22 protein-coding genes are annotated in these 22,980 nt (G+C 71.2%); 5 read left to right on the top strand and 17 right to left on the bottom strand.

What is annotated here, in order from left to right:
- Position 1: 1 nt before the first annotated feature.
- Genes B9Y95_RS19830 through B9Y95_RS19840 form a run of 3 tightly spaced genes read left to right on the top strand, consistent with a single transcriptional unit; the run spans position 2 to position 2,134 of the window.
- Positions 2-1,072 (top strand): FecCD family ABC transporter permease, encoded by a 1,071-nt coding sequence (locus B9Y95_RS19830; protein ID WP_234994193.1) that lies wholly within the window; start codon positions 2-4, stop codon positions 1,070-1,072.
- Positions 1,073-1,106: 34 nt separating this feature from the next.
- The gene (locus B9Y95_RS19835) at positions 1,107-1,910 is read left to right on the top strand and encodes an ABC transporter ATP-binding protein (RefSeq protein ID WP_085514377.1); all 804 of its coding nucleotides are present in this window, start codon (positions 1,107-1,109) and stop codon (positions 1,908-1,910) included.
- 38 nt (positions 1,911-1,948) lie between these two features.
- Complete coding sequence (locus B9Y95_RS19840; RefSeq protein WP_085514378.1) at positions 1,949-2,134, top strand: hypothetical protein; 186 nt, start codon at positions 1,949-1,951, stop codon at positions 2,132-2,134.
- Positions 2,135-2,140: 6 nt separating this feature from the next.
- On the opposite strand, the gene B9Y95_RS19845 is transcribed toward B9Y95_RS19840, so the two are convergent.
- Positions 2,141-2,605, bottom strand: a complete 465-nt coding sequence (locus tag B9Y95_RS19845) for a carboxymuconolactone decarboxylase family protein (protein WP_085514379.1) — start codon at positions 2,603-2,605, stop codon at positions 2,141-2,143.
- 89 nt (positions 2,606-2,694) lie between these two features.
- The gene (locus tag B9Y95_RS19850; RefSeq protein WP_085514380.1) at positions 2,695-2,913 is read right to left on the bottom strand and encodes a hypothetical protein; all 219 of its coding nucleotides are present in this window, start codon (positions 2,911-2,913) and stop codon (positions 2,695-2,697) included.
- A gap of 25 nt (positions 2,914-2,938) precedes the next feature.
- On the opposite strand from B9Y95_RS19850, the gene B9Y95_RS19855 reads away from it, so the two are divergent.
- Positions 2,939-3,484, top strand: coding sequence for a CGNR zinc finger domain-containing protein (locus B9Y95_RS19855; RefSeq protein WP_085514381.1), 546 nt, complete (start codon positions 2,939-2,941; stop codon positions 3,482-3,484).
- Here the strand turns inward: B9Y95_RS19855 and B9Y95_RS19860 are convergent.
- The 7 genes from B9Y95_RS19860 to B9Y95_RS19890 form a co-directional block, all read right to left on the bottom strand.
- The gene (locus tag B9Y95_RS19860; RefSeq protein WP_085514382.1) at positions 3,473-4,657 is read right to left on the bottom strand and encodes a sensor histidine kinase; all 1,185 of its coding nucleotides are present in this window, start codon (positions 4,655-4,657) and stop codon (positions 3,473-3,475) included. The genes B9Y95_RS19855 and B9Y95_RS19860 overlap by 12 nt on opposite strands.
- A 123-nt stretch (positions 4,658-4,780) precedes the next feature.
- Entirely contained in the window at positions 4,781-5,962 is a 1,182-nt protein-coding gene (locus B9Y95_RS19865; RefSeq protein ID WP_085514383.1) for a M20 metallopeptidase family protein, read from the bottom strand.
- Entirely contained in the window at positions 5,959-7,596 is a 1,638-nt protein-coding gene (locus tag B9Y95_RS19870; protein ID WP_159453472.1) for an amidohydrolase, read from the bottom strand. The genes B9Y95_RS19865 and B9Y95_RS19870 overlap by 4 nt, the downstream gene beginning before the upstream one ends.
- Positions 7,597-7,628: 32 nt before the next feature.
- The gene (locus tag B9Y95_RS19875) at positions 7,629-9,092 is read right to left on the bottom strand and encodes an amidohydrolase (protein ID WP_085514385.1); all 1,464 of its coding nucleotides are present in this window, start codon (positions 9,090-9,092) and stop codon (positions 7,629-7,631) included.
- Positions 9,089-9,763 (bottom strand): FMN-binding negative transcriptional regulator, encoded by a 675-nt coding sequence (locus tag B9Y95_RS19880; RefSeq protein WP_085514386.1) that lies wholly within the window; start codon positions 9,761-9,763, stop codon positions 9,089-9,091. The genes B9Y95_RS19875 and B9Y95_RS19880 overlap by 4 nt, the downstream gene beginning before the upstream one ends.
- The gene (locus B9Y95_RS19885; RefSeq protein ID WP_234994190.1) at positions 9,760-10,716 is read right to left on the bottom strand and encodes a hydroxymethylglutaryl-CoA lyase; all 957 of its coding nucleotides are present in this window, start codon (positions 10,714-10,716) and stop codon (positions 9,760-9,762) included. Before B9Y95_RS19885 ends, B9Y95_RS19880 begins: the two co-directional genes overlap by 4 nt.
- A 20-nt stretch (positions 10,717-10,736) precedes the next feature.
- Complete coding sequence (locus B9Y95_RS19890; RefSeq protein WP_085514388.1) at positions 10,737-12,011, bottom strand: hydroxymethylglutaryl-CoA reductase, degradative; 1,275 nt, start codon at positions 12,009-12,011, stop codon at positions 10,737-10,739.
- A gap of 202 nt (positions 12,012-12,213) precedes the next feature.
- Between B9Y95_RS19890 and B9Y95_RS19895 the strand changes: the two genes are divergently transcribed.
- Positions 12,214-14,019: a GAF domain-containing protein gene (locus B9Y95_RS19895; protein WP_200811452.1), complete on the top strand. Its 1,806-nt coding sequence runs from the start codon at positions 12,214-12,216 to the stop codon at positions 14,017-14,019.
- Positions 14,020-14,033: 14 nt separating this feature from the next.
- On the opposite strand, the gene B9Y95_RS19900 is transcribed toward B9Y95_RS19895, so the two are convergent.
- The 8 genes from B9Y95_RS19900 to B9Y95_RS19935 form a co-directional block, all read right to left on the bottom strand.
- A complete protein-coding gene (locus B9Y95_RS19900; RefSeq protein WP_085514390.1) occupies positions 14,034-14,459 on the bottom strand; it encodes a cupin domain-containing protein in 426 nt (141 codons plus the stop codon).
- Between the two features lie 36 nt (positions 14,460-14,495).
- A complete protein-coding gene (locus B9Y95_RS19905; RefSeq protein WP_085514391.1) occupies positions 14,496-15,269 on the bottom strand; it encodes an ATP-binding cassette domain-containing protein in 774 nt (257 codons plus the stop codon).
- Positions 15,266-16,135, bottom strand: a complete 870-nt coding sequence (locus B9Y95_RS19910) for an ABC transporter ATP-binding protein (RefSeq protein ID WP_085514392.1) — start codon at positions 16,133-16,135, stop codon at positions 15,266-15,268. Before B9Y95_RS19910 ends, B9Y95_RS19905 begins: the two co-directional genes overlap by 4 nt.
- 58 nt (positions 16,136-16,193) lie before the next feature.
- Entirely contained in the window at positions 16,194-17,765 is a 1,572-nt protein-coding gene (locus B9Y95_RS19915) for an ABC transporter substrate-binding protein (RefSeq protein WP_085514393.1), read from the bottom strand.
- The gene (locus tag B9Y95_RS19920) at positions 17,762-18,742 is read right to left on the bottom strand and encodes an ABC transporter permease (protein ID WP_085514394.1); all 981 of its coding nucleotides are present in this window, start codon (positions 18,740-18,742) and stop codon (positions 17,762-17,764) included. Before B9Y95_RS19920 ends, B9Y95_RS19915 begins: the two co-directional genes overlap by 4 nt.
- Entirely contained in the window at positions 18,739-19,689 is a 951-nt protein-coding gene (locus tag B9Y95_RS19925; RefSeq protein ID WP_085514395.1) for an ABC transporter permease, read from the bottom strand. The genes B9Y95_RS19920 and B9Y95_RS19925 overlap by 4 nt, the downstream gene beginning before the upstream one ends.
- Before the next feature lie 4 nt (positions 19,690-19,693).
- Positions 19,694-20,854, bottom strand: a complete 1,161-nt coding sequence (gene solA, locus B9Y95_RS19930) for an N-methyl-L-tryptophan oxidase (RefSeq protein ID WP_085514396.1) — start codon at positions 20,852-20,854, stop codon at positions 19,694-19,696.
- 145 nt (positions 20,855-20,999) lie between these two features.
- Positions 21,000-22,946 carry a helix-turn-helix domain-containing protein gene (locus B9Y95_RS19935; protein ID WP_085514397.1) on the bottom strand — a complete coding sequence of 649 codons (1,947 nt, stop codon included), beginning with the start codon at positions 22,944-22,946 and terminating at the stop codon, positions 21,000-21,002.
- Positions 22,947-22,980 lie beyond the last annotated feature (34 nt).

Here is a 22,980-nt window from a genome sequence, read left to right on the forward strand (position 1 = left end):
CGTGCGCGAACCCGTCGCGGCGCCCGGCCTCGGTGGACGGACGCCCTCGACCATCGACCGCGTCGTCGGTGGACGCCGGGTGCGCCGTCGTCGCCGGGTCGCCGTGATGACCACCCTCGCCGCGCTCATCGTCGCGGTCTTCCTGATCTCCCTGATGGTTGGCAACACCTTCTATCCGCCGAGCGACGTCATGCGCGTCATCCTCGGTCAGGACGTGCCGGGCGCCTCCTTCACCGTCGGACGGCTGCGGCTCCCCCGGGCGGCCCTCGCGGTCGTCGCCGGGGCTTCGTTCGGCCTGGCCGGCGTCACCTTCCAGACGATGCTGCGGAACCCCCTCGCGAGCCCGGACATCATCGGCATCAGCGCCGGGTCGAGCGCGGCCGCCGCCTTCGCGATCGTTACCCTCTCGCTCGGCGCGACCGAGGTGTCGGTCTTCGCCATCGTCGTCGGCCTCGCCGTGGCGGTCCTCGTCTACGTCCTGGCCTACCGCGGCGGCGTCGCCGGAACCCGACTCATCCTGATCGGCATCGGTGTCGCCGCCATGCTCGACAGTGTGACGACGTACATCCTGTCGCGGGCGGCCCAGTGGGACCTGCAGGAGGCGACCCGGTGGCTGACCGGCAGTCTCAACGGGACGAGCTGGTCGCAGGTCGGTCCGGTCGTCGTCGCGCTGCTCGTGCTCGTGCCCGTCCTCCTCGCCCAGTCGAGGAACCTCGCCGCGACCAGACTCGGCGACGACACCGCCGCCGCACTCGGCGTCCACGTCGACCGGACGCGCCTGATCGTGATCGTCGCGGCAGTCGGCCTCATCGCGTTCGCGACCGCGGCGTCTGGGCCCATCGCGTTCGTCGCGTTCCTCTCCGGCCCCATCGCCTCGCGGATCGTCGGACGCGGCGGGTCGATGCTCGTGCCCGCCGCGCTCGTGGGTGCCCTCCTCGTCCTCGTGGCCGATCTCACCGGGCAGTACCTCCTCGGCGCGCGCTACCCCGTCGGCGTCGTGACCGGGGTGCTCGGAGCGCCGTTCCTCATCTGGCTCATCATCCGCACCAACCGCGCCGGTGGCTCGCTGTGACCGGCACACCGCCCGACCATCCCGGAGGCACCCTGTGACCACGGAACACCACCTCCTCGTCGAGCGACTCGCGCTCGGCTACGGCGACCGGACCGTCATCGACGGACTCGACCTCCTCGTCCCACCCGGCCGGGTGACGGCGATCGTCGGCGCGAACGCCTGCGGCAAGTCGACGCTGCTGCGATCGATGTCCCGCCTGCTGACGCCTCGGAGCGGCCGCGTCGTCCTCGACGGCAAGGACGTGCACCGACTGCCGGCGAAGCAGCTGGCACGCACGCTCGGCCTGCTCCCGCAGTCGCCCATCGCGCCGGAGGGGATCACGGTCGCCGACCTCGTCGGACGAGGCAGACACCCGCACCAGGGCTTCCTCTCCCGCTGGAGCACCGAGGACGACGTCGCGGTCGCTGCGGCGCTCGACGCCACCGAGACGAGCGAGCTCGCGGACCGGCATGTCGATGAGCTGTCCGGCGGACAACGTCAGCGCGTGTGGATCGCGATGGCGCTCGCGCAGCAGACCGACCTGCTCCTCCTCGACGAACCGACCACCTTCCTCGACGTGAGCCACCAGGTGGAGGTGCTCGACCTCCTCACGGACCTCAACCGTTCCCGCGGGACGACCATCGTCATGGTGCTCCACGACCTGAACCTCGCCGCACGTTACGCCGACCACCTCATCGCCCTCGCCGGTGGCCGTCTCCATGCGGCGGGGACACCCCACGAGGTGCTGACGGAGTCGACGGTGCGTGCGGTGTTCGGACTGCAGAACCAGGTCATCACCGACCCGACCTCGGGCAAGCCGCTCATGCTGCCGATCGGCCGTCACCACGTGACGGTCTGAACGGGGGCGTCACCGTCGACCCCGTCTAGGCTGGGCGCATGGGTGATGAGGACCGCCGGAAGCGAGCCGCCGAGCAGGAGGCCCGGGCGCTGCGTGCGCTCGAGTCGATCAGGAACGGCGGCGATCTCGGCAAGGAGACCCTCGACCTCTCGAACGAGTACTCCGACGGACTGCGCACCCGCGTCGCAGCGTGGTTCCGTGGCGCGAGGCGCCGGAAGGACTGAGCGCTGTCAGTCCGCCTGCGCCGGGTGCACCGGGTAGTGGCTCGTGATCGAGACGCGGTTGAAGGCGTTGATCACGATCGCCAGCCACCGGACCGCGGCGATCTGACCGTTCGTGAGCGTCGACAGGTCGTCGTCCGGCAAGCGCCTTCGGTGCTGGACGTCCGCGATGAGGGTGACGTCCTCGGTGATCGCGAGTGCGGCCTGCTCCACCGGGCTGAAGTACTCGCTGTCGCGCCAGGCGGACAGGATGGCGAGGCGTTCCGTGGTCTCGCCGACCGCGATCGCGTCGTCGACGTGGAGACGCAGGCAGTACGCGCAACCGTTGATCTGCGAGGCCCGGATCCGGATCAGCTCGATGAGCCGCTTGTCGATGCCGGCGTCGAGTGCCGCGCGACCCGCGGCGCGGCCGGTCTCGACGAGCGCCTGATAGACCTCGGGTGATTCCTTGTCGAGCCAGACGTCGGCGCTCATGGGGTTCCTCTCGTCACTGGGCGGGCGCGGTCCCGCAGACCACTCCTCCAACGCTAACGCGCGTGGCGAGAGGACGTCACCGTGCTGCGTCACCGCGGCGGGATGTCCTGGCGCGTGACCGGGACCGCTGGTGCGTCGTCGTGGGGTCGCAGTTCCACCCGACGACTGCCGCAGGCGGCGCACCGAAGGTAGCGCAGCGACCCCTCCGAGGTGGTGTGCGCCGACTCCGTCGCCCAGGTGTGGCGGCAGGCGTCGACGGCGTTCGGCGACGGTTCGGAGGACTGCGGGGGTGCGTCGAGGAGGGTCATGACTCCACCATGATGTAATGGCGTTATGCATCTCAACCCTTACGGCTCGTACGCCGTCCTCCTGGCCGCTTCGCTGGCGAACGACTGGCCCGACGACCGGGACGACATCGTCGCCCGCACCCGCGAGCACGGGATGACGATGCCCTTCACCGAGGTGGCCCGTGACCACGCCCGCGTCCGCCGGGTCGTCGACGAGTGGCTGACCGTCGTCGACGCGGCCGACGATCAGGCCAGGGCGGCCGCGCTCAACCGCCAGATGGCCGCTGCGGCCGCGTTCCCGCGGCTGACGGACCACGACGGCGAGGGGTGGCACCTGCACTACCGCGATGAGCACCAGGCGCTCCCCGAGGTCCTCGCCGCGGTGATCAGCGTCGGGACCGCCCTCCACCTGACGACGAGGGGGATGCAGCGTCTCGGTCGGTGTGCCGCGGGGACCGAACCGGGCGACACCTGCCGGAGGGTCGTCGTCGACGTCACCCGCAACGGCCGTCAGCGCTACTGCTCGGTGCGGTGCGCCAACCGGTCGGGCGTCCGCAGGCACCGCGCACGCGCGGGCGGCTCAGGCCGCTGATCGGGCGTCGGGCAACAGGAACCAGACGCTCGCTCCCCCGAGCCCCGACTCGTCGATCTCGATCCGGCCACCGTGCGCCTCGACGATGCGTCGACAGGTCGAGAGGCCGATGCCGAGGCCGGCGACCTCGCTCCCCGCCGCGCGTTCCATGAGGTCGAAGACGCGCTCACGCTGCTCCGGAGCGACACCGGGACCGTTGTCCTCGACCGCGACCAGCACCCCGGCGGAGACCCGCTCGGCCTGCACCAGCACGTGCGGGACGACTCCGGCGGCTGCACTGAACTTCACCGCGTTCGCGATCAGATTCTGCAGCAGCGCGCCCAGCAACGTCTCGTCGCCGTGCACCTGGAAGGGCGTGTCGACGTCGACGGTCGCGCCGGTCGAGGTGATGGTCGCATCGAGGTCCTCGATCACCGAGGACACGAGCGGCCCGAGGTCGATCGGCGCGCGTCGCGGACGGGCGCCACCGATCCGGGCGAAGTCGAGCAGGTCGGTGATCATCGCCGCCATCCGGTCGGCGGCGGACTCGGCTCGCGCGAGTGCCTTCGCCGCGTGCGGTGCGTTCACCATGTCCGGGCTGTCGGTCGCGAGCTCGAGGAACCCGGAGACCGCCATGAGCGGGTTGCGCAGGTCGTGGCTCACCTGGCCGGCGAACTGGGCGAGCTGCTCGTTGGACTGGCCGAGCTCGTAGGTGAGGCGGAGCAGCTCGAGGACGTCGACGACCTGCCTCGCGAGGAGGTCGAGGGCCTTGCCCTGTTCCGGAGACAGCTCACGGACCCGGTCGTCGAAGATGCACAGGGTGCCGATCGGGACGCCGTCGGGGGTGACGAGCGGGCTCGATGCGTAGAAGCGGACGTTGGCGAGCTCACCGGTGACGAAGGGGTTCGCCGCGAAGCGCGGGTCCTCACGAGCGTCCGAGACGATCGTCCGCACCTGCTGTTGGAACACGACCGCGCACATCGAGTCCTCGCGGGAGCAGCTCGCCGGTTCCAACCCGACCGCAGCGATCTGGTGCTGGAACCGGTCGTCGATGATGTTGATGACGGCCGTCGGCACGTCGCACATGGTCGCGGCGAGGTGGACGAGGCTCTCGAGGTCCGTCTCGGGCGGACGACCGACGACCTGGTATTCGGCGATCGCGGAGCGCCTCGTGATGTCCTCTGCGGTGATCACGCGCGCCCTTTCGTCGTCGGAATCCGGAACGTGTCCATGCTACCCATCCAGGGCACATGCACTGCCCCGGCTGTCGGATACGTCCGGGATGTGCCGCTCGCTACCCGGACGGTCGACCGTCGCTCACGCGAGCTGGAGGCGCCTCCAGGCGAGTTCGGCGAGCACCGCGGCCTGCAGGTCCAGGACGCCGTCGTCGAACACCGCGCGTTCGGAGTGCAGGGCGACGGAGCCCTCATCCGGGGCGGCACCGACGAAGACGAGCACACCGGGGACCTCGTCGAGGATGTAGGCGAAGTCCTCCGACGCCATCGACGGCACCTCCTGCCGGACGACCCGGCCGGGCCCAACGAGCGCGTCGAGCGTGCCGAGGACGAACCGCGTCTCCACCGGGTCGTTGACGGTGACGGGGTAGGACGCGATGAACGTCGACTCGAGGGTGCAGCCGTGCGCCTCGGCGATCGCGGTCAGCAGCTCAGGCAGCTGCTCACGCACCGTGGTGAGCGTCGCCTTCGACAGCGTGCGGATGTTCGCCTCCAGGATGACGGCCGAGGCGAGCACGTTGCTGGCCTCGGAGTCGCTGCTCAGCCGGGTGATGGACAGGACGGCCTGGTCGGTGGCCGGGAGCCTCCGGGCCGCGAAGGTCTGCACGGCGAGGATGAGGTGTGCGGCGACCGGTACCGGATCGACGGCGAGGTGCGGGAACGCCGCGTGACCGCCCGTCCCACGGACGGTGAGCTGCAACGCGTTGGCACTCGCCATCATCGCGCCCTCCCGCGTGACGAGCTGCCCGCGTTGGGTGCTGCAGTCGACGTGCAGCGCGTACGCCGCGACGGGTCGCTCCCCGGCGATGTCGAGCAGACCTTCCTCGAGCATGATCCGCGCGCCGGCCTGACCCTCCTCTCCGGGCTGGAACATGAACACGACCGTGCCGGCGAGGTCGGCGCGACGGGCGACGAGCAGGCGGACGGCGCCGAGGAGACCCGCCATGTGGAGGTCGTGGCCGCAGGCGTGCATGGCCCCGGAGGTCGACGCGAACGGCAGCCCGGTCGCCTCGGTGACCGGCAGACCGTCCATGTCGGCGCGGAGCAACACGGTGGGGCCCGGGGCGCCGCCCCGGAGGACGGCGACGACCGAGGAGAGCCCGGTGCCCGTCGTGATCTCCAGGCCGAGCCCCGCGAGTTCGCGCAGGATGATCCCCTGGGTCACGGGCAGGTCGAGGCCGATCTCGACGGCCTGGTGCAGTTCGCGTCGGACGGCCACGAGCTCGTCGCGCATCGCGGTCGCGTCCTCCTGGAAGCCGGTCATGAGCGGACCCCCTCGTCCTGCGGCGAGCGCTGGTACACCTGCTCGCCGCGGATCCACGTCTCGGCCACCCGGACGGTGGCGATCTCGTCCGCGGGGACGGAGAAGACGTCGCGGTCGAGGACGGCGAAGCTGCCGTCGTACCCCGTGGCGATCCTGCCGACGCTGTCGAGCGGCGAGAGCAGGCCGGCTCGTCCCGTGTACAGCAGGAGCGCCTGGGCGACGCTGATGGCTTCCTCGGGGACGAAGTCGGCGCCGTTGTAGGCCTGTCGTCGGACGGCGGCCTCGACGGAGAGCATGACGTCGTCGGCGCCGCTCCAGGCGGTGGCCGGGCGGTCGGAGGAGAGCGCGAGGGGCCCGATGGTGCGGAACAACCGGGCGATCGGGTAGGCGTCGGGGACCTGTTCGGCGCGCAGGGCGAGCTCGTAGCCGTCGTATTCGGCGAAGAAGAACACGGTGTGGGTGGCGATCCCGAACGTCATGCGCGCGGAGCGGAGCCGTTCGGCGTACCCCTCGCTGATGATGGTCGCGTGCTCGATGCGGACGGACGGGATGCCGTCGAGCCAGGGCTCCTGGTCTTCGAAGAGGCTCGCGACGCGCTCGAGCGCTCGGTCGCCCATGGCGTGCACCGCGAGCTGGACGCCGTTGCGGCGAGCCCAGGCGCCGGCTGCGAGGACGTCGTCGTCCTCGACGAGTCGGAGTCCGTGGTCGCAGGATTCGGGATACGGTTCGGCGACCCAGGCGGTGCGGTTCGAGTAGGCCCCGTCGAGGACGACCTTCACCCCGCCGATGCGGATCCGCCCCTCGCGATCGTCGGGAGTGAGCTCGGCGAGTGGCGCGGAGGGGTCCCAGCCCGGGTAGAGGGCGACGCGGGTGCGGAGCCCCTTGGCGGCAGCGGCGCGGAAGGCGTCGAGGGGGTCCTGCAGGCGGTTGGACAGCAGGTCGCACACGGCGACGATCCCTCGCGAGGCCAGTTCCTCGCCGATCGCGACGAGCGAGGCGACCTGCTCGTCGCGTTCCGGAACCGGGATGAACCTGGCGACCGCCTCGACCGCGGCGATCTCGGTGAGGACGCCGTTCGGCTCGCCGTCCGGTCCGCGTTCGAAACGCGCACCGGCCGGGTCGGGCGTGGTGGCCGTGATGCCCGCGAGGCGGAGCGCCGCGGTGTTGCAGACGGCGGAGTGGGCGTCGCATCGCCAGACGAGGACGGGGCGTTCTGCGGACACCGCGTCGAGGTCGGCCGTGGTCGGCATCCGCCCCTCGGGGAACTTCGTGTCGTCGAACCCGCGGCCGAGCACCCAGGCGCTCGGCGAGGTCAGCGTCGCCTGATGCTCTCGCAGCCGCTCCACGAGTCCGTCGATCGAGACCACCGACGGCGGGAAGCACTCGGCGGCCACGGCGGTGGCGGCCATGAGCGCAGGGTGGGTGTGGCTGTCGATGAGGCCGGGGAGCACGGTGCGTCCGCCGAGGTCGACTGCGGGTTCCCCCGCGACCGCGGACGCCTCCCCTACCCAGTCGAAGCGGCCGTCGACGATGCGGAACGCGGAGGCGACGTCCGTCTCGTCGGTGCCGGTGAACACCCGGGCGTTCGTGAAGAGCTGCGAGTGGGTCGGTGTCGCGGTGTCGGTCTGCGTCATGGTGGGGGTCTCCTTCTCGGTCTCAGCTGCCATCAGAACGCGCGCCAGGTGAAGCGTCCGCCGAGCAGGGTCGCGGCGACCGGCATCGACCGCAGCCGTTCGGCGTCGGCGTCGAACGGGTCGAGGTCCGTGATGACGAGGTCGGCGGGTTGCCCGACCGCGATCGACGTCCGGACGCTCGCTTCCATCGCCACGTCCAGCGGGAGCCGCTGCTCGGGGTGCCAGGCGTCGCGGCCGTCGCGACTCCGACTCGTCGCGGAGGCGATGGCCTGCCACGGGTCGAGGGGCGAGACCGGAGCGTCCGAGCCGAGCCGGAGGCCGACGCCTGCGCGGTGCAGGGATCCGAACGCGAAGGCGCGACCCGTGCGGCCGATCCAGTGGCGGTCGGCGACGTCCCGGTCGTCCATCGCGTGCTCGGGCTGCACGCTCGCGATGAGCCCGAGGCTCGCGAACCGGGCGAAGTCCTGCTCGCGCACGAGCTGGGCGTGCTCGATGACGCCGCGCATCCCGAGCGCTTCGAAGGTGTCGAGGACCTCGGTGTTGGCTCGGTCGCCGATCGCGTGGACGGCCGCCTCGATCCCGGCGCCCCTCGCACGTTCCAGCAGTCGGCGGAGCTCGTCGACCGAGACGCTCTCGACACCGCAGGCGTGCGCACTCGACGGGTCGACGCCCGGATACGGGTCCCAGCACCAGGCGGTCCTCGTGTTGAGGGAACCGTCGACGACGACCTTGAGTCGCCCCATGGTGAGGAGGCCGGCCGGGTCGACCGCGTCGCCGGTGCGGAGTCCCGCTGCGATGACGGACTCCAGCCGGTCGGGCCACGCGGCGGCCTCGATTCGCAGGCTCCTCGCGCCGTTCGCGATGCGCTCGGACCACTCGCCGAGGTTGTCGGTGTTCTCGAACTCGACGACCCCGACGACACCGCGTCGGGCTGCCGCGTCGGCGGCGTCCCGGTAGGCGTGTGCGGCGAGCCCCGAGTGCTGGTCGATCCGCTGCAGCGCCTCGATCCACGGCGCTTCGGCGACGACACCGCTCGCGTCGAGGTCCAGGCCGAGTCGTCGGGCGGCGCGCGTGTTCATCCAGGCGCAGTGCAGGTCGCCGCTGACGAGGACGACGGGCAGGTCCGATTCGGTGGCCTCCAGCGCGGCGAGCGTCGCCGGCTGCGCCCACAGGCCGTCGCGGAACCCGTACCCCATGAGGAACCCGTCGGTGAGGGGTGCATCGGTGTCGACCGCACGACGGACGGCCGCGAGGACGTCGGCTGCGCTGGCGGTCTCCGTCAGGTCGATCCGTCGCCGCTGGATCACCCACTGGGTCATGTGGACGTGGGCGTCCCAGAGCCCCGGTCCGATCGTGCGTCCGGCGACGTCCACGACCTCGCCGGACGCCGGGGCCGTCCCGGCCGGTCGGATCTCGGCGATCCGACCGTCGCGGACGAGGATGTCGACGGGCTCGCCGCCGGAGGGCCGTGCGTTCCGGAGGGTGAGGTCGGTCACGGTGCGCGTGTCCCGTCGTCGGTGGTCGGCGCAGCTGTCCCCGTGTCGAGCCCGTGGAGGGCCGCCATGCGGGCGGCGAGGGTCGGGTTCCGGTACGGACCCGGCTCCCCGAGCGCCGTGACGACCCGTTCGACGACCTCCGCCGGTTTGTCCTGGCTCATCTTCTCCTTGGCCTCGAACCGGGTCACGCGCAGGCGGAATCCGACCGTCCCATGGACGATGCGTGCCGCGTACTCGCTGTTCGCGATCGTCCCGTTCATCAGGTACGGCTCGGGCAGCACACGCTCGAAGTGGGCGACGAGGCGGTCGAGCACCTGCAGGTTCTCCTCGTCCGAGAGCAGTTCGGGCACCCCGTACAGGTGCGCGACCGCGAAGTTCCAGGTGGGGACGGCCGGCGACGTGTCGTACCAGCTCGGCGACACGTACCCCTGGGGACCGTAGACGATCACCATGGCCTCGTGCTGGCCGAGCTCGTGCAGTCGCTCATCCGGCCGCCCGACGTGGCTGAGGAGCACGATCCCGTCCTCGTCCTCCTCGAGTAGGACCGGATAGTGCGACGACACGAGCCCACGACCCGGGACGTGACTGACGACCGTCGCCCAGGGGTGCTCGCGCACGAGTGCGCGGACCGCTTCGACGTCGCCCTGGACGTACTCGGTGGTGTGCCTCATCTGCCGGCTCCTGCGGTGCTCGGGGTGTCGACCGCGGACGCTGCGGCCGCCAGGGCCGTCGCCACGTTCGAGGGGGCTGCGACGCCCCGGACGCGCGCCAACCAGGCGGTCGTCGCGGCGAGGGCCCCGAGGTCGAGCCCGGTCTCGATCCCGAGCCCGTGGAGCATCCACACGAGGTCCTCGGTTGCGAGGTTACCGGTGGCGCCCTTCGCGTACGGGCAGCGACCCAGGCCACCCACGGAGGAGTCGAACTCGGCGACGCCCAACGAGAGCGCCGCGTACACGTTGGCGAGTCCCTGCCCGTAGGTGTCGTGCAGGTGCAGCGCGACCGCCTCGACCGGGATCCCGGCGGCGAGCACGTCCCGGACGACCCGGGTCGTGAGCCCGGGCGTCCCGACCCCGATCGTGTCGCTGACGGCGACCGTCGAACACCCGGCGCGGTGCAGCCGCGCGGCGGCCTCGACGACCGTCGCCGGATCGACCGCACCCTCCCAGGGGTCGCCGAACGCCATCGACACGTAGCCGCGCACCGGCACGCCCGCCGCGGTCGCGGCGGCGACGACCTCCTCGGCCCGTTCGACGGCCCCCTCGCGCGAGGTGTTGAGATTGGCCCTGGCGAACGACTCCGACGCGCTCACGACGACGGAGACCTCCCGGACACCCGCGTCGATCGCCCGATGCAGGCCGCGCAGGTTCGGCACGAGGCCGACCGCCCGCGCACCCGTCGGCACGTCGAGGCCCGCGACGAGCCGTTCCGCGTCCGCGAACTGCGGGATCCAGGTGGCCGGCACGAAACTCGTCACCTCGAGGTCCCGCGACCCGGCCTCGTACAGACGCCGACAGAGCTCCGCCTTCACCGCCGTGGGCAGGATGTCCGTCTCGGCCTGCAGCCCGTCGCGCGGCGCCACCTCGTAGACGCGCACCCGCGTCGGGAGGCCGTCCACCGGTTCCATCCGGGGCTGCGGAAGGCCGCTCATGCCGAGGTCGCCCGGAGCTCGTCGAGCACCTCGCGCGCGTACTCGACCCGGATCCGGCGGTCGGCGACGATCCTCGCCGCGACCGCCCCGATCTCGTCCACGGTCGCGCCGGCGCTCGCCGCGATCGTCCGGGCGTGCAGGGTCATGTGTCCGCGCTGGATGCCCTCGGCGGCGAGCGCCCGACACGCGGCCAGGTTCTGGGCGAGGCCCACCGAGGCGATGACGGCCGCGAGTTCCCGGGCCGTCTCGACGCCGAGAAGGGTCACGCCCGCCTGCGCCGTCGGATGCGCCTTCGTCGCTCCACCGACGAGCCCGACGGCCAGAGGGACCTCGATCGTGCCGACGAGGTTCCCGTCGGCATCCTGCTCGAACTGCGACAGCGCCGAATAGCGACCGGACCGAGCCGCGTGGGAGTGGCAGCCGGCCTCGACCGCCCGAGTGTCGTTGCCCGTGGCGAGGACGACGGCCGTGATGCCGTTCATGATGCCCTTGTTGTGCGTGGCCGCCCGGTACGGATCGGCCTCGGCGAACGCGCTCGCGGCGACGATGTCGGCGACGACCTGCGCACCACCGAGGAGGTCGGCGTCGAAGACCGCCCTGGCACGGGTGATGCGCTGATCGGCCTTGTTGGTGAGGATCCGCAGGAGGGTCCGCGATCCGGCGATCTCGGCGATGCGGGGCGCGATCGCCTCGGCCATCGTGTTCACGGCGTTCGCGCCCATGGCGTCGCGGACGTCGACGTGGAGGTGGACGATGACCTGTGTCCCCACGCGCGTCGGCAGGATCCGGACGTCGATGTCGCGGGCGCCACCGCCGAAGGAGACGAGGATCGGGTCGAGCTCGTTCGCGAGGGCGAGCAGTTCGTCCCGGGCCTCGAGGACGCGGAGCCGCGCGGCGTGCGGGTCGACCGCGTCGAGGATCTGGATCTGCGCGATCATGACGTCGCCCGACGACGACGTCCGGAAGCCGCCGTGCACGCGCGCGATGCGGGCGGCGTTGGAGGCCGCGGCGACGACGCTCGGTTCCTCGGTCGCCATGGGGACGAGTCGGTCCTCGCCGTCGATGGTGAAGTTCGTGGCGACGCCCACCGGGACGGCGATGACACCGACGACGTTCTCCACGAGGTGGTCCGCCTGGGCGATCGACAGGCCGGCGTCGGGTCGCAGTGCGGCGAGTGCCTCCGCCGCGATCCCGGCCCCCTCGGCGACGAGGTCGAGCCGCTCGTCCGGCGTGTGGTCGCGCAGCCCCTGGATTCGGCTGTTTCTCGGCATGGGTCGCCCTTCGGTACAGGCAGACACCGGATCCTCGGTGCTGCGGTCAAGACGACCCTAGGAGCGGTGATCGTCGACGACGATGGGTGGATGACTCAGCGGATCGGTGATCGTGTGGGTGGATCCCACACCCCGCTGGACCGGCCATCGCTTTAGACTCCTGAGGGACCAGTCAGGAGACCCGATGCGAGAGCCTGCCGACGTGCGAACGGCCACCGACCTCGTCGACGCCGAACCCGTCCACGACACCGAGCGGGAGCTGATCCGGCTGCGACGCCGCGAGCACGAACTCTCCGCCCTGTTCTCCAGCGCCCGCGAACTGGCCGAGCTCCGCGACAGCGACGCCGTGCTCGCCAGGCTCGTCCAGCGCGCCCACCAGATGATGGGCGTCGATCTCGCATACTTGTCCGAGTTCGACCCGGTCACCCACGAGTTGCGGGTCCGCGAGACGAGTGGCTCCGTCAGTCCGTCCTTCCAGACGCTCCGGGTGCCTCCCGGGCGCGGGCTCGCGAGCGTCGTCGTCGAATCGCGCACGGCCCAGTGGGTCGCAGACTACTCCGACTACTCGACCGACCGACACGAGCGCGGCATCGACGACGCGGTCGCGGCGGAGGGGCTCGTCTCCCTGCTCGGCGTGCCGATGCTCACGAGCGACGACGTCCTCGGCGTCCTCTTCGTCGGCAACCGCGACCGGAAGGACTTCTCCCCCGACGAGGTCGCGCTCCTGGCAGCGCTCGCGGACCATGCCTCGGTCATCCTCCAGACGACGCAGACCCTCCGCGACCTGCAGGACTCCGAGGACGCCAGCCGACGGAACCTCGCGGACCTCACCGCCCACCTCGTCGAACGCGATCGGGCGAACACCGTCCACCAGGAACTCGTCCAGGCGGTCCTCGCCGGGGGCGGATTCGCACCCGTCGCGGAGACGCTCGCCACCGCACTCGGCCGCGCGGTCGCCGTCACCGACGCGCAGGACCGGGTGATCGCAGCAGCCGGTCTCCCGCTCTCCCCCGGCATGCTCGACCTCGACGACGTCACCCACGCGGCCATCACCGACAGCCGTCGCTCGGGCCACTGCGTCCTGGTCGCGAGCGGCGGTGTCGGAGCGGTCGCCGCCCTGTCCGCCGGCAGCCAGCACTTCGGCGCCCTCATCCTCGGCGACGGCGACTTCGAGCTCGGCGCAGTGGACCTCCGCACCGTCGAACGCGCGGCGCAGGTCGCGGCGCTCCTCGAGCTGCAGCAGGAGGCGGCCTCGGGTGCCGACCACCGCGTCCGCAGCGAACTCATCGCCGACCTCCTCGACGACGTGCCCGAACGACGATCCGACGTCGAACGACGCGCCAGGCGCCTCGGCATCGACCTGCACGAACTCGACTCCCTGCTCCTCCTCGCCGTCCCGGGAGACCAGCAGACCACCGCCGCCCGAGCGCTCAGCCGCCGACTCGACGACCATGCGCTCGTCGGCGAGTACCGCGGGTACGTCGTCGCCGCACACTCCTCCGGCCGTCGGCCGCTCGACGCCGACGCCGTCCGCCGACACGTCGCCGGCAGCATCCAGCAGCCCGTCGTCGCCGTCGTGCCCCGCACCGCCCCCGATGCCCTCACCTCCGCGTTCACCAGCGCGATGCGCACCGCCAGACTCATCGCCGCACTGGAACTCTCGGACCTCACCGCATCGACCGACGACTTCCTGCCCTACTCGGCGATCTTCGACACCGATGCGCGGGCGCTCGCCGACTTCCTGCGCGACACCATCGGACTCGTCCGGCGCTACGACGCCGAGCGGAACGCCGACCTACTCGGGACGCTGCGCGCGTTCGTGCGGAACAATGCGAGCCCCACCCGCACGGCGCGCGCCCTGAACTTCCACACGAACACGATCCTCCAGCGGCTCGACCGGCTCGACCAGGTGCTCGGAGCCTCCTGGCGCGAGGACGAGCGCATGTTCCGGCTCGGCATCGCCGTCCGCCTCGACGAGCTCCGCGAGCAGTTGCAGGCCGGACGGTAGGCGAGGCCGCCGGTTCAGCGGTCCGTGTCCGTGGAGAAGGCCTCCTCGCCCGATTGCGGGAACGGGTTCCCCGTCGGCGTGCCGAAGACGAGGATCATCTCGGCCACGGCGTCGGACTCGTTGCGGACACCGTGGACGAGCCCGGCCGGCGCGTAGAACGCATCGCCGGATCGCAGCAGCCTCCGGTGCTCACCCGAGGTCACGACGAGTTCACCCGCGGTGACGACGTACAGTTCGTCGGAGCTGTTCGGCGAACAACTCGCGTCGTCGCCCTCCAGGTGGAGGTGCTCGCCCTCGGCCGCTCCAGGTTCGAGGCGATACCGCATGACCGATGACGGCAGGGCAGTGGTCTGCTGGAAGTACCACTCCAGATCGATCCGGCCCGGGCCCTCGTACAGCGCCACCTCGTGAGCGTTGTCGCCGAGTCGTTGCACGCGCATCCGGTTCCTCCTGGTGGTCGTCGATCGGTGGTGGGATCAGGTCCGGTAGAGGACGGGCATCGACTCGAGGAGTTCGCGCGTGTAGGCGTCCTGAGGCCGGGTCATGACCTGCTCCCCCGTCCCCTCCTCCACGACGCGGCCGTTGCGCATCACCGCCACCCGATGCGCGACGTGATGGACGACCGCGAGGTTGTGGGTGATGAAGAGGTACGTCACGCCCGTCTCCTCCTGGAGGCGGACGAGCAGATTGAGCACCTGCGCCTGCACGGAGACGTCGAGGGCCGAGGTCGGCTCGTCCAGGACGACGAACTCCGGCTTCGCCGCCATGGCCCGGGCGATCGCGATGCGCTGCCGTTGCCCGCCGGAGAACTCGTGCGGGAAGCGCCCCGCGGCGTCCCCTGGCAGCCCCACCTGGTGGAGTGACTCGACGACCCGGGCTCGACGGGAGGCCGCGCCCATCCCCGCGGCGACGAGCGGTTCGGCGATCGAACGTGCCACCGTGAAGCGCGGGTCGAGGGAGTCGTTGGGGTCCTGGAACACCATCTGCACCCGCCGCCGGTGCGTCCGCAGCGCCGACCCGCGGAGCCGCGCGACCTCGCCACCGTCGAACTCGATGCGGCCCGAGCTCGGTCGCCGCATCAGCAGGATCGCCCTGGCGAGGGTGCTCTTCCCGGAGCCGGATTCTCCGACGAGTCCGAGCGTCTCCCCCCGGCGCACCTCGAGCGACACGTCGTCGAGTGCGAGCGTCGCATGCTCACCGTGGCCGAACCGTTGCGTGACGCCGTCGACGCGGAGCAGGGTGTCGCTCATCGGACCTCCTCCAAGACCGCCGGCGCCTCGGCGAAGTCATTGTCGACGGGGATGACCGCCAACGGCGACCGCACCGGCACCGACGGTCGCGGAATGCTCTCGAGGAGCGCCCGAGTGTACGGATGCTGCGGATCCGCGAGGACCCGCTCAGCGCGACCGGTCTCGACGATGCGCCCGCGGTACATCACGGCGACCCGCTCGCAGAGCTGCCCGATGACGCCGAGGTCGTGGCTGATGAACAGCACGCCCATCCCCGTCTCGTCGCGCAGGGTCCTCAACAGCTCCAGGATCTGTGCCTGCACCGTCACGTCGAGCGCGGTCGTGGGCTCGTCCGCGACGAGCAGGGTCGGTCCGGCGGCCACCGCGATGGCGATCACGACTCGCTGGCGTTGACCGCCGGACAGCTGGTGGGGGTAGTAACCGAGCCGTCGTTCGGCGTCGGGCATCCGCACGAGGTGGAGGATCTCCAACGCCCGCGCCCGGGCCTGCCGTTTGTCGGCGACCCCGTGGATGCGGAGGACCTCGGCGATCTGTGCTCCGATCCGCATGCACGGGTTGAGGGCGGACATCGGCTCCTGGAACACCATCGAAGCGCGCGCACCGCGGAGCCCCGACCAGTCTCGTTCCGTGGCGCCCTGCATGTCGGTCCCCGCGACGTCGAGGCGGGAGGCCGTGACCGTCGCCGAGTCCGGCAGCAGCCCCATCATCGCGAGGGCGATGCTCGACTTGCCACTCCCGGACTCGCCGATCACCCCGACGATCTCCCCCGGACCGACACGCAGGGACACGTCCTGCACCGATGGCGCAGCGCCGCCGTAGGCGATGCTCAGCCCCTCCACGTGGAGGGCGTCGACGTCTCGATCCATGGGTCAGACCAGCTTTCGCTCGAGTGGTGCGGGAGGGACGGTGGGGTGGACGACAGGACTACTGGCTCAGCCAGGCCTCGTCGAGCCGGTACCGCGAGTAGTACGCGTCGCTCTGGTAGTCGTGCAGCTTGGCGCTGTCCCAGACCTCGAAGTAGACCGGGACCGCGACCGGTACGATCTCGAGGACCTGCTCGGCCGCCTCTTCCGCCAGCTGGTCGACGAGCTTCGCGTACTCGGTCGGATCCGAGGCGCTCTTCGCCTGCTGGAACAGCTCTCGAGCCGCATCCGCCTCAGGGTTCCCCTCCCAGTGGTTGTAGACACCGCCGTCGACGAGCACGGGGTCGTAGTAGAACAGCGACGCCGCACGGGGGCTGCCCGGGATGGCGACGAGGTCGGTCCAGCTCTCACCGGTCGTGAAGACCGGGGCGATCTCCGAGAGCGGCTTCGCGTCGAGCTGCAGGGTGATGCCCGCTTCGGCGAGCTGCTGCTGCATCATCTCGTAGACGGGGTGGTGCGACTGCGCGACGTCGCCCATGTAGCTGAGCGTGATGGTCGGGTTCGGCTGGCCGGCGTCCGCGAGGAGTTCCTTCGCGCGGCTGACGTCGCGCTCGTAGTAGGGCAGACCCTCCGGGTCGAGCGCGCCTGGGTCACCGGCCGGCGGAACGAACGACAGCGCGGCGTAGCCGAGCATCGCCGTGTCGACGAGGGCCTGGCGGTCGAGGGACAACGCGACGGCCCGACGGACGTCGATGTCGGCGAGCGGCCCGGTCTCCGGGTTGATGTAGATCGCGAGGTTCTGGCGGTAGGACGCCTCCCCGAGGGTGAATCCGGCCTGGACCGCCTGATCGGCGAGGCTCCCGTCCGTGAAGTACGCGGCCTGGATGCTGCCCTGCTGCAGCGCGGCGAGGCGCGCGGACTCGTCGGGGATGAAGTCGAAGACGATCTCGTCGAGGTACGGCTTCGTGTCCTGCCAGGCGTTCTCGTTCTTCGCCATCGTGACGCTGACGCCGTCGCTCCAATCGGTCACCTGGAACGCGCCGGTCCCGAAGGTGGTCCGCTGCCGCTCGTCCGGGGTCGCCGCACCATAGCCCTCCTCGCTCACGATGAAGAACGTCTGGCGGGCGGAGACCGCGTCCACGAAGGTGCCGTCCGGCGCGCTGAACCGGAACGTGACCTCGGTCTCACCGGTCTTCTCGATGCTCGAGACGTTCGCGAGGTAGGTGCTCGCCGAGGTGGTGGCCTCCTTCATCAGGTTGAAGGAGTAGACGACGTCATCGGCGCTGAACGCGCTGCCGTCAGCGAAGGTGACGTCGTCGCGCAGCTCGAAGACCCAGGTGAGGTCGTCCGGTTGCGACCACTCGGTGGCGAGTGCCGGGATGACCTCGCCGTCGTCGTCCTTCGCGAGCAGCGTGTCGTACGCGACGGCGTTGATGACCTCGGCGGCGATGGCGCTGGCGGCCATCGGGTCGAGACCGCCGGCCGACGGCTCGGCCGGGACACCCCAGTGCAGGGTGCCACCGGCGACCGGGTCGCCGCCCGCGTCGGCCGTGGATCCGCCGGGCGCACAGCCGCTGAGCGCGAGGGACGCCGCCACGATGGCGACCGTCCCCGCGAGGATGCGTGTCTTCATTGCTGCCTCTTCTCTGGAGCGTCGTCCGTGGACGCCGCGTCGATGGTGGTGCGGGATGACGTTCCGTGGTGCGCCGCTGCCGCTCCCCGGCGCCCGCGCGGGCGGCCGAGCGAGAACGCGGGCTCCCGCCTCGGGGCGAAGTGGTCCTGGAGCCCGTCGGCGAGGAGGTTCCAGGCCGCCGAGAGCAGGATGATCACGAGGGAGGGCAGGACGATGAGGAGTGGCTGCACCTGCATGAAGCGCGTGAACTCGCTGATCATGCGGCCGGCCGAGGGTTCGGGCGCCTGGACGCCCTGACCGAGGTAGCTGAGCGCGGCTTCGATGAGGACCACCTGCGAGGCGACGGACGCGAACTGCACGAACAGTGGCGTCAGGACGTTCGGCAGCAGGTGCTCGACGATCACCCGATGTCCCCGCACGCCACTGAGCGTCGCTGCGAGGACGAAGTCCCGTTCGCGCAGGGCGATGACCGGGGCTCGCATGACACGGGCGAAGCCCGGAGCGAACACGAGGCCGAGGGCGATGATGAGCGGCCACGGCCCGGTGCCGATGACGACCCCGACGACGAGCGCGACGAGGATCGCCGGCAGGGCGAGCGCCGCGTCCACGATCCGCATGATGATCGCGTCGACCCAGCGGCCGAAGTACCCGGCCACCAGTCCCAGGGCCGTACCGATGACGGCGCCGAGCAGGGCGGCGGCGCCCGAGATGAGCAGACTCGTCCGGGCGGCGAGCGCCAGGCGGGTGAGGTTGTCGCGGCCGAGGTTGTCGGTGCCGAGCAGGTGGTCGAGGCTCGGCGCGGCGAGGGCCGGTCCGGAGGCGGCGAACGGGTCGTAGGGCGGCGCGAGGGTCATCCATCCGGCGAGCAGGAGGATGCCGACGAGGATGCCGGACCCACTCCAGAAGGCGGGACCGAACCCGTTGCGACGGCGGCGGCCGTCGATCTTCGCGAGCGCGATGGCGCGGGTGACCGTCATGACGTGTGGACCCTCACTCGTGGGTCGATCAGCGGGTAGATCAGATCGACGATGAAGTTGATGAGCACGTAGACCGCGCCGATGAGCAGCACGGTCGCCTGGATGATCGGGTAGTCGGACGAGCGGATGCCGGTGAGGAGGAGCGAGCCCATCCCGGGGAGCGCGAACACGGTCTCGATGACGACCGTGCCGCCGACGAGCGCGGCGAGTTCGATGCCGATCACGGTCGTGACGGGGATGAGGGCGTTGCGCAGCGCGTGCCGTCCGACCAGTCGGGACGGTGAGGCCCCCTTGGCTCGCGCCGTCCGGACGAAGTCCTGCCCGAGCGTGTCGAGCAGGGTGCCGCGGGTGTACCTGGCGACGATGGCCGCAAGGACGAGACCGATGAGGAGCGCCGGCAGGACGAGCACGCCGACGAGTCGCAGCGGATCCCCGCCTGCCCCCGCGGTACCGACGAGCGGGAGGCGCAGGGTGAGTGAGTTCACGAGGATGAGGACGGTTCCGAGCACGAACGGCGGGGTCGCGAGGAGCACGAAGGACAGCCCGCGCACCGCGTTGTCGGGGGCCCGACGCCACCGGGTCGCTGCGAGGACACCGGCCGGGATGCCGAGGACGGTCCCGAACAGCGTCGCCATGACGGCGAGGGTGAGGCTGAGCGGGAGGCGCTGGGCGATGAGGTTGGACACCTCGTTGGGGACGGTGATGGCTCGTCCGAAGTCCCCCTGCAGGACGCCGAGCAGCCACGCGAGGTATTGCGTCAGCCAGGGGCGGTCGAGGCCGAGTTCCGTGCGGAGGGCGTCCAGTGCGGCCGGGTCGGGGTTCGAGGGGTCCGCGAACGCCGACAGGGGGTCGCCCGGGATCACCCGGACCATCGAGAAGACGAGGACGGACAGGACGAGCAGGACGAAGAGCGACGACAGGACCCGGGAGACGATGTATCGCACCATGGGATCAGCTCGCGGAGGTCGGCATCGGTGAGACGCGGTCGGCGCTGCGAGCGTGGGACGGGGCGAAGCTCGCGATGTCGTCGCTCGTCTCCCCGTCGAGCGCGAGCTCCGCGAGGATGCGCCCGAAGGCGGGTGTGAACTTGAAGCCGTGACCGGCGGCGAGGGCGACGACGACGTCCGGGTGCTCCTCGAGGGGGCCGAGGACGAAGTTCCGGTCCGGGGTGAGCGCGTACTGGCAGGTCACCGTGCGGAGCTCGGGGCCCGACGCCGGCACGAGGTCCGCCATGAAGTCGGCCAGCTGCCCCGTGAGCTCCGGCGATGGGACGAAGGTACGCTCCGCCGGCGACATGCGGTTCTCCGAGACGTCGCGGGCGGCCTTCACCGTCGGTTCCCCGAAGGTCGGGAAGCCGTAGTAGCACTCCTCGTCCTCCCAGATCCACACCGGGAACCGCTCACGATCGAGCTGCTCGGCGTCGGCCGGACGGAAGTAGGTGACCTGCTCCTGCATGACGTCGAGCGGGATCGCCGCGTCGAGGGGTTCGAGCAGCTCGTTGGCCCAGGCATCGGCGGCCAGGACGACCTTGCCGGCATGCACCGGGCCGCTGGAGGTCTGCACCACGACACCATCGCCGTCGGGAGTCAGCGCGTCGACCCGGGTGCGGTCGCGGATGTCCGCACCGAGCGCGCGAGCACGGAGCTGCAGCGTCGCGACGGTGCGCGCAGCGTGGGCGATGCCGGTGTCGGCGGTGTAAACCGTCTCCACGTTCTCGGGGATCCGGAACTGCGGCCACCGCGCCTGCACCTCGGCCGGCGTCAGCAGCTCGTGCGGTACCCCGCACTCCGCCAGGGCCGCGGTGAAGTCGGTGGCCGAGTAGGGTCCGTCGACCGGCAGGAAGATGACACCGCCGGTGATGGTGAGCAACCGTTCGCCCGACTCCTGCTCGAGGTCCGCCCAATCGCGGTACGCCGACTGCGCGAGTCGCACGTACTGCGGTGCGCCGTAGGACGTCCGGACGATCCGCGAGGTGTCGTGCGAGGCGCCGCGGACGTGCCCGAGTTCGAACTGCTCGAAGGCGACGACCTTCGCGCCCCGACGGGCGAGGTGGTAGGCGGCGGCACTGCCGAGGGCTCCCATGCCGACAACCGCGACGTCGAACGATTCCATCCGGTGGTGCTCCCTCGTGCTTGCCCGATCGATTCAGGCAAGTGTGCTGGAGCGCCGGAGACCGGCCTATGGACCGAGCACCCATGTTTCCGCGCTGACAGTGTGTCGGAACGACCGTCGGTGCCGATCGACGGTCCGCGCGGCTTCAGCCGGCCGGGTGCGCATCGCGCAAGGACCGCCGGAGTCGCTCGAGTCGCGCAGCGGCCTGCACCCGGAATCGGAACTCGCTGTCGTCCCAGTCACCGACGAGGAGCGAGCGGATGCGGTCGAGACGCTGCTGCACCGTGTTCGGATGGATGCGGAGGCGTCTCGCCACCGCGTGTCGGCTCTCTCCGTCGTCGAAGAAGCCGGCCAGCGTGTCGAACAGGGCGGTGCCACGTCGTTCGTCCCAAGCGAGGATCGGCCCGAGGAGTTCGTCCACGAAGCGGATCACCGCCGTCGGCTCGCCCGAGGTGAGCGCGTGATACGGCGCGAGACTGTCGGAGGGCACCGTTGCGGCCTCGATGCCGAGTGGGTGGAGGAACCGCAGGTCGGCCGTCGCGCGTTCGACGGCCGGGCCGAGATCCGCCCATCCGCCGAGGCCGGTGCAGACCACCGCGGTGAGCGCCGACTCGTGCAGGCGGTCGGCCAGCAGCCGTCGCAGCCGCTCCGTCTCGGCGACGGGGTCCGTGACCGACCAGGCCACGATCACCCGGTGATCGCGCCGGGCGACGACACCGTTCTCACCGACGGCACCCGCGGCGACGAACGCCGCGTCGGCGACGTCCCGCTCGAGGACGTCGACGACAGCGCAGGCTTCCGGCGTCATGGCACGCAGCGAGGGTTCGACCTCCGCCGAGAGGACGTCGTCCGCTCCGTCGACGACCGCCAGGAGCCAGCGCGCTCGACGCTCGGCTCGCAACGCGATCACCGCGTCGCGCTTGAAGGAGACCAACGCGGCCACCTGGGCGGCCCGCTCCAGCGCGCGGCGGAGGACGCTGTCGTCGGGACCGGAACCGGCCTCCGCGACGATCGACCCGAGGACGCGGTCGGCCCCGACGATCGCCACGACCAGCCAGCGGTGCTCTCGGGCTTCCACGAGCTCGGCGTGCCCGCTCAGCTGGCTCCGACCGACCGCGTCGCGGAGCACCGGTCTGCTCGGCAGCTCACCACCGCCGTCGAGGAGCCTCGCCTGGTCGTCCAGCGCCCAGACCCGGCGTCCGAGTCGTTGGGAGAGGGTCACGACGAGGTCCACCACCGTACCACCGGACATCGCCGCCGAGGTGAGCTCCTCATGGATACCGCTCGCGAGCTCCGTCGCGGCGAGGTGACGTTCGAGCTCGCGGTAGGCCTCTTCGGCGCGGACGACGGCTGCCGCCCGCTCCGCGAGCGCCCGCGCCGTGTGCAGGACGGCCGCGGCGTGGTCGGCGAACGCCGAGAGCAGGAGGACGTCGTCCGGTGTGTAGTCGTAACCGAACCGGTTGCACGCGAAGAGTGCGCCGAGCACCTCGTCCCCGACCGCGAGCGGGACACCGAGGAACGACACGAGTCCCTCCGCCCGCACGGCGGCGTCGATGCGGTCGTCGTGGCCGACCTCGGTCATCGTCTCGTACCGCGCGACCCAGGCGGGCTCACGCGTCCCCGCGACCAGGCTGGCGAGCCCGACCCCGGCCGGGACGGCCAGGTCTCGGAACCCGGGCGTCACCGTCCCGACGGAGTGCCGCACCCGGAGGTCTCCGCGGACGTTCTCGACTTCGGAGAGATAGGTGACGTCGGTGCCCATGAGATGGTGCGCACGCTCGACCAGGCGGCCGAGGACCTCGTCGACGTCCTGCAGGCGGACGAGCTCTCGCGCGGTCGAGAAGAGCGCCTCGAGCTCGTTCGCCCGACGCCGCAACCGTGCACCACGCAGTTGCGACTCGCGGACGGACTCGACCACCGCCTCGGCCTCGGCTCCGGCGACACCGGCCCGGGCGAGCAGGTCCCGGACGCCTGCGCCGGGACGCCCGGGCTCGTCGCGGGACGCCGCGAGGAGGTCGAGCGCGAGTGATGCTCCCGAGGTCGCAGCGTCGACGCTCGGGCGCGGTTCGTCGGAGCCGATCGCCGGACTCATGCGGACTCCATCAGCGTGGGGGCGGGACACGTCC

It is taken from the genome of Plantibacter flavus (assembly GCF_900177615.1).
Classification (GTDB): domain Bacteria; phylum Actinomycetota; class Actinomycetes; order Actinomycetales; family Microbacteriaceae; genus Plantibacter; species Plantibacter flavus.